Annotated in this window: 5 protein-coding genes and 2 pseudogenes; 1 reads left to right on the forward strand and 6 read right to left on the reverse strand. The window is 67.1% G+C overall.

Annotated elements, in window-relative coordinates; translation table 11 throughout:
- Positions 1-92 precede the first annotated feature (92 nt).
- A pseudogene (locus tag ACGFSA_RS34520) lies at positions 93-503 on the reverse strand (transposase); the annotation flags it as partial.
- A gap of 120 nt (positions 504-623) precedes the next feature.
- Between ACGFSA_RS34520 and ACGFSA_RS34525 the strand changes: the two are divergent.
- The gene (locus ACGFSA_RS34525) at positions 624-1097 is read left to right on the forward strand and encodes a diadenosine tetraphosphate hydrolase (RefSeq protein WP_393310046.1); all 474 of its coding nucleotides are present in this window, start codon (positions 624-626) and stop codon (positions 1095-1097) included.
- A gap of 73 nt (positions 1098-1170) precedes the next feature.
- Here the strand turns inward: ACGFSA_RS34525 and ACGFSA_RS34530 are convergent, their stop codons facing one another.
- From ACGFSA_RS34530 to ACGFSA_RS34550, 5 genes and pseudogenes are all read right to left on the reverse strand, one after another.
- Positions 1171-1590 (reverse strand): hypothetical protein, encoded by a 420-nt coding sequence (locus tag ACGFSA_RS34530; RefSeq protein WP_393310052.1) that lies wholly within the window; start codon positions 1588-1590, stop codon positions 1171-1173.
- Positions 1591-1637: 47 nt separating this feature from the next.
- Positions 1638-2162 carry a DUF6262 family protein gene (locus tag ACGFSA_RS34535; protein WP_393310048.1) on the reverse strand — a complete coding sequence of 175 codons (525 nt, stop codon included), beginning with the start codon at positions 2160-2162 and terminating at the stop codon, positions 1638-1640.
- Positions 2159-4645, reverse strand: coding sequence for a tyrosine-type recombinase/integrase (locus tag ACGFSA_RS34540; RefSeq protein ID WP_393310050.1), 2487 nt, complete (start codon positions 4643-4645; stop codon positions 2159-2161). The genes ACGFSA_RS34535 and ACGFSA_RS34540 overlap by 4 nt, the downstream gene beginning before the upstream one ends.
- Positions 4646-4647: 2 nt before the next feature.
- Complete coding sequence (locus ACGFSA_RS34545) at positions 4648-5799, reverse strand: tyrosine-type recombinase/integrase (RefSeq protein ID WP_393310054.1); 1152 nt, start codon at positions 5797-5799, stop codon at positions 4648-4650.
- A 142-nt stretch (positions 5800-5941) separates the two neighbouring features.
- A pseudogene (locus ACGFSA_RS34550) lies at positions 5942-6226 on the reverse strand (transposase); the annotation flags it as partial.
- Positions 6227-6450: the final 224 nt, after the last annotated feature.

A 6450-nucleotide genomic window follows, 5' to 3' on the forward strand; every position in this document is an offset into this window, starting at 1 on the left:
GAGCAGGCAGCCGACAGATCAATGCCAAGGCACACGGCCAGTCACGTTGCGAGTCAAGCCACCGCCCGGAGCGGCACCCGATCATCCTCACAGTCGCAGACGAGCATGAGCACGTCTTCCACTCCGCGGTTCTTGACCTCGGTGAAGACACGCAGCCAGTGCTTGGCGCCCTCACCGCCGTCGCCGGCCCAGATCCCGAGGATGTCACGGTGCCCCTCGACCGTCACACCCATGACCACGTAGATCGGACGGTTCGCGACCTGCCCGTCCCGGATCTTGACGTTGATGGCGTCCACGAACAGGACCGGGTAGACACGGTCGAGAGGCCGGTTCTGCCACTCGGCCATGCCCTCCATGACTTTGTCGGTGATGTTCGAGATCGTCTGCTTGGATACCTCGGCCCCGTAGACCTCGGCCAGGTGGGCCGAAATCTCTCCGTGCGTGAGGCCCTTGGCGGACAAGGACAGCACCATCTCATCGACGCCGGTCAGCCGCCTTCTCTGGGGGTAGCCGTGTGGCGCGAGGCGAGTGGAGACCATTTTGTGCAGCTCAGCGCCGGTGTGATCGACATTATCGTGTGCAACACCTGTGGCGCTACTTGATGTTGGGTAGGGTCGCCGATCATGAGTGATGACTGGCGGAAGGACCGGATCGGCAGTGCCCTTCGGGGTGAAAACCCTGCGGTGCTCCGGAAGTTGGAAGCGGGATTCGCCGTGTTCGGGGACGTTCAGTTTCTGCCGGGATACTCGGTGCTCCTGGTCGACGATCCCTCGGTGGAGCGGCTGTCGGAGCTTCCGAAGGGCAAGCGCCTGACGTTTCTCTCCGACATGGACAAGCTGGGCGAGGCCGTCGAGCGCGCTTGCCGGAGGCTGGACCCGGCTTTCCGACGGGTGAATCTGGAGATCCTGGGGAACACCGATCCGTTCCTGCATGCGCATGTGTGGCCGCGCTTCGACTGGGAGCCCGCCGATCTTGTGGGCCGACCGGTGTGGCTGTATCCGCGTGAGCGGTGGCATGACGAGCAGTATGTGCTCGGCCCGCAGCACGACGCGGTGCGCGAGGCGATCGCTGATGAACTGGACCGCCTCGCTCCCTGACGTCTGGGGCGTCACCGAGATCGGCACCCGCTCCTATCGCCTCGGCAGCGCAAGGCGATAGGACTGCGCTCCGTCAACAAGCTGGCGACGCGGAGACCGTTTCGTGTCCTTGATCGAGCTTCTCCATGACACGATCGCGGAGGAGTTCGTACTCCTCGCGGAGCCTGCGCCACTCGGTGATGGGAGGGCGGGGAATGACGATGCCTCCGGTGACGATCTCCTCCGGCCGGAACTGCTCCCGGGTGAGGTCGATCTCGACGCCCATGCCAAGGCGGTTCCACCAGTGGTAGTCCACGCGCTCTCCGTTCACGTGGACTTCCCCGCGGATCAGCTCCCCTCCCAAGAGGTCATTCAGCACCATGGCCGTGACACCGCACTGGTCCCGGGCCGGGTTGTCTGGGCTCCAGCGTGGCCGGAACCCGGGCGTGCATGTGTCGGCACTCCAGCTGCTGCGAACAGCTCGCTCGATGTCGGTGAGAAGAAACGGTGTCATGCCGCTGATGCTCTCAACCAGCACTGACAGCGGCCGCCCGTGGATGGTCAGCCGCGTTGGTTCAGTGCTCTGGTCAGGTCCCGGTTGGCCTCCCTGGCGGCATCGAGATCGGATCGGGCCTCCTCCAACGCGGAGGTCAGTTCGACGTTGTGCTGCTCCAGCCTCGTGATCTTCCGCTGGAGCTCGTCGATGTCCGCTGGGGCTCCGAGCCCTGACTCCTGCCATGCCTGAGCACCCAGCGCTTGTGACAGTCGCTTCTCCAGCTGCTGGATGCGGGCGGCCAGGCGGGTGTTGCGGGCCTGGGCGTTGGCGAGGTCGGCCTGGAGCGAGGCCCGGCTCACCGGTGATCCGCCGGCCGGGTCCTGGGCTGCCGGTTCGAGTTCGGCGGCGTGGACGATTTCGAGCAGGTCGCGGTGGCGGTAGAGGAAGCTGCGGTCTACTCCGGCTTGCCGGGCGATGGCCGAGAAGCTGATCGGGGTGCCGTTCTTCGCGGCGTTCTTGACCGCGGTTGCCACCCGCTGGCGGCGGCGCTCGGTGTCGGCCTGGCGGCCGTCACGCATGGCGGGGATCACGGCAGCCTCCAGGGTCTGACATCGGGAAGTGGCTGGCCGACACGGGGCATGCCCAGGCTCACCACGCGGCCGCGGCGGACCACGGCGACGGCTTCCTCGATCTGTGCGCGTTCTTCTTCTGACAGGTCGTCCAGGTCCGCCTTGACCCGGTTGATCAGGCGGCGGACGCGGCGGATCTCCTCTTCGGAGGGTATGGCCTCGCTGCGGGCCCAGTCGTCGGCCTCGAACGTCGACATGAGCCGCTCGCGGCTGCGGAGCAGATCAGAGAGGTAGCGCTCCAGGTCGGGAAGGTAGGAGACGTCGGTGCGGAAGTGGTCGCAGCCGACGCAGCGGAAGCGAAGCGGGCAACTCTGCCCGCCCGCTGCGACGTTGTGCGGTTCCAGGCAGATTCCGTAGGCCGTGGCGACTTCCCCGATGGCCCGCCGGACGTGTTCGGAGTCCAGCATCGCCTGGGCTTTGCGCCAGACGCGGTTGCCTCGACGGTCGAACTGCAGGGCGGTGACCCGGTCGACGGCCTCGCGCCGTCGTTCCTGGCTGACCCGGTAGTAGCCCTGAGTTGTGGAGAGTTCACGATGATCCATCAAATCCATGAGCACGTCCGGGGCGACGTTGGCGTCCGCGTGCCGCTGGGCGAAGGAGTGCCGGTAGGCATAAGGGAAGATCCTGGACTTGTCGAACGGCAGCATCTTCGTCACCAACTGCCCGTCGGCCTCCACCACGACCGGCATCATGATGTCGGACAGGGCATCGACCCACGCTCGGTGAGTGTCGCCGATCGAGCCGATCGGCTTCGTCCCCTCGGGGTTGGCCACCGGACTCGGCAGCAACTTGAGCTTGCCGGACGGGGTGTCGGGGAACCGCTCCCGTACCCGTTCCTGCTGTTGCGTGATCACAGCGGCGGTCGCCTTCGCGATCGGCAGGCGACGGCCCAGCCGGTAGTTCTTGGAGTTGTCGTAGAGCAGGACGAGGGTGCCGTCCGGATCCCTCTCCAGGCACTCGAACGGCAGCGTGCTGATCTCGTCGGGCCGTCGCCCGGTGTCGATCAGCAGCTCGGTCGCGACGCGGAACTCGCGGTTGCTGATCTTCTCGAGCAGGTCGAGGTTGGCGCAGAGTTCCCGCATCACCTCGTCCGGCAGGTCCCGTCCGGCCTCGGTGTCTTCGGGCTCGTCCGGGATGTCTTGCACGGACAGTGCGAAATCGGCCGGCAGGCCCTCCAGCACCTGGCCGGAGCCGGTGAGGCCCATGACGCGGATCCGGTTCACGATGTTGCGGACGTAGCGGATCACGTTGACCCGGTGGTGAGCCCCGAAGACACCGGTTTCGGCGAGGAACGCGATCCGGTTGCAGAAACTGACCATGTCCGTGCGGCTCAGGAGCCGGAGTTGATGTCCTTCGTCGTCTCGTTGCAGGCGCAGGCTCTCCGAGAGCTGTTCCATGCCGCGGATCATGTTCTGCATGGAGCCGGCGACGTTCCGGCCGCGTCGCCGAGGGAGTTCGTCGTAGGCCCAGATCTTGACCGCCTCGCGGAGCGGTCGCTGATGGATCCGGCTGAAGTTGAGGGTGCCGTGGTGGCCGAAGACGAACAGGTCCCAGATGTCCTTGAGGCGTTCGGTCTCCGGAGTCGCCCCCAGCCTGCGCAGGGAGGTCTGGGCGCCTCTGATGATCATTCTCAGGTCGTCGACCAGCCCCGCGCGGACCAGGTCGGCGTCTTCGAGTGTTTCCAGGCTGGGGACCTGGAGGAGACGCAGCTGGTCGCTGATGTGCCGGATCCGGTGGTCGCGGGTCTTCACTTCCCGGGCGGTGCGGACCTGCAGGCAGTAGAGGAGTTCGGCGACCAGCCGGTCGGGCAGCCCGCGGAGGCTTGCCTCGCGGTTGACGGCCACTGCCGGTGTCGTCAGTCGCCACCGCTCCTCGTCGCCGCAGAAGGTGCCCAGGCGCCGTTCGCGGTTGAGCCGTCCGCGGTGGACCTCGCAGTAGATGGTCCGCTCCGAGCCGCGCAGCCGGTAGCAGGCGGCAACCTGGCAGTGGCCGAGCCCGGGCAGCCCCTTCTGCGGGGCGTTCTGGAGAAAGTCCTCCACGGTCGGCTCGGATGACGTCAGCCACCGGCTCCCGTGGGTTGTGCAGAGTCCGTGTGTCACCAGTCGGGGCGGCCGCTGGCATCCCGAGACGAGGCAGAGGGTCTGTCCGTCGGAGCGGTGATACGTGCCCGGCCTTGGTGCGGCGGCGAAATCCTCGAAGGTCAGCCCGGACTGCCGCCACCGGTTCCGGCAGCCGATGCATACCGGTTCACCGAGCGGGGTGCCCTTTGTGCAGCTGGGGATCTCGCAGTCCGGCATGCCCAGCACAGGATGGCTCTTGGGATAGCGGACGACCCTCATGTTCCAGTCCCAGCTCACCAGGCTCAGGAAGTCGGCATCCAGTGCGGCGATGATCTCCGCGGTCCGCAGGTCCTGCAGCTCCTGGGCCAGCGGCAACGGCGTCACGGTCACTTCTCCCCCGTCCCGTGCAGGGCCCGCGGGGAGGGGACACGCTCGATCGCTTCGCGCAATCGTGCCCGGTCAGGAATCAGGTAGGGCCTGGGTGACTCCGGGTGTGTCTGACCGAGCAGGGCCTGTACCTCGTCCAGCGACCCGCCGGCGTCCGAGACGTTGCTGCCGAAGGCGCGGCGGGCCATGTGGGGGCCGACCTTCCGCGACAGCTTGGCCCGCTGGCCCAGGCGCTCGAACAACTCGCCCAGCGCGTCCGGCGTCATCGGCGCCCCCAGCGGCTCGCGGAACAGGTTCACCAGCAGGAAGTCACTGCCGCCCGCCCCGAGGATCTCGTGGCGCTCGTCGATGTACTGGTCGAAAGCCTGGACCACCAGGAAGTCCAGCGGCTGCGTCCACGCCTCCTTCGACTTCGACCACGCCCGGTTGCTGTTGTCGCGGCGCCGGACGTGCACGTGGGCGCCCTCATAATCGCAGCCGAGTGCCCGTGAGTCAGGCAGCAGGTGGCAGTCGCTGCGGTGCAGTCCGGCCGCCTGGCCACGGCGCAGCCCGACCCGGCCGAGCAGCAGCACGATCAGCCGGTCCCGGGCGTTGCGGCACTCCAGGAACATCGCCACCAGCTCGTCGTCGGTGGCCCGGTCCACCTCCGCCTCCGGCTCCTGCACCCGGTGGACCGCCCGCAGCCGGTAGGACAGGCCAGCGTCCTCGACCTGGGCCTCCACCGGCAGGTCCCGGCTGTCGGCCAGCTCGTATATCTGCCCGAGCACCGACCGGGGCGCCTCGCCCACCGACACGGCGTACGACAGCAGCCCACGCACGGCGGTCAGCACCCCGTTGATCCGCCGTTCCCTCCGGGCCGGCTCGGCCCCGGGCCCCAGCACCACCGGAGCTGGTTCACCGTCCGGTGTCGACGGCGTGTACTTCAGCCAGACCATGAACAGGTCCATGTCCCGGGCCGCTTGGGGCCATTGCCGCCCCGTGATCCGGCACCACAGCAGGTACAACGCCACGCCCTCGGCGTACGCCTTCGTCGTCAGCTCGGCCCTGCTACGACCGAATCGCAGGAACCGCAGCCACTGATCTGCGACCCACACCACCTCGAAGTCGTCGTCGACGACCGTCCAGTACCGAACGCCCGACGGCAAATCCACAGGAAAGGCACGCAATGCAACTCCATGATCTGACGGTTGATGCAACAACCCGCCACAGAGCCACACCCCCCGAGAACGATCCTCAGAAGATCAACTTACTGCCCCCGCACAACGTCACACCACACCGGGCTGGCCCCCAGAGAAGGCGCCGCTGGCGCTTCTTGACGATCTGCGGCTCGAAGGTGCCGGCCACGTCACGCGGAACCTTGACCTCGACCGGGCCGACGTCGGTCAGCACCGTCTTGGCGCGGGTGCCATTGCGGCTGTTGCCGCTGTTCTTCCCGGCCGCCTCATGCTTGTCGTAGCCGAGGTGATCAGTGATCTCGCCCTCCAAGGCGGATTCCAGCACCCGCTTCGTCAGCTGCTGCAGCAGCCCGCCCTCCCCGGTCAACTGCAGGCCCTCCGACCGGGCCCGGTCCACCAGCATCGAGATCAGCTCGTCATCCGGCACCCCTCCGGACACCGCCGGACCAGCGGCCTCGATCGACTCCAACTCCACACTCTGCACGGTCACTTGGCGTCTCTTCCTTGATCGGCAGATCCGCCGTTATAGTTTGGCTCTGACAAGATTTTCGTAGCCGTTGATCGCGCCTCGGTGTGGATCAGTTGAGGAGGATGCGGTGGCGGAGGAGGCGGAAGCCAGCGCGTCCG

It is taken from the genome of Streptomyces sp. NPDC048496, from assembly GCF_043200055.1.
Taxonomy (GTDB): Bacteria; Actinomycetota; Actinomycetes; order Streptomycetales; family Streptomycetaceae; genus Streptomyces.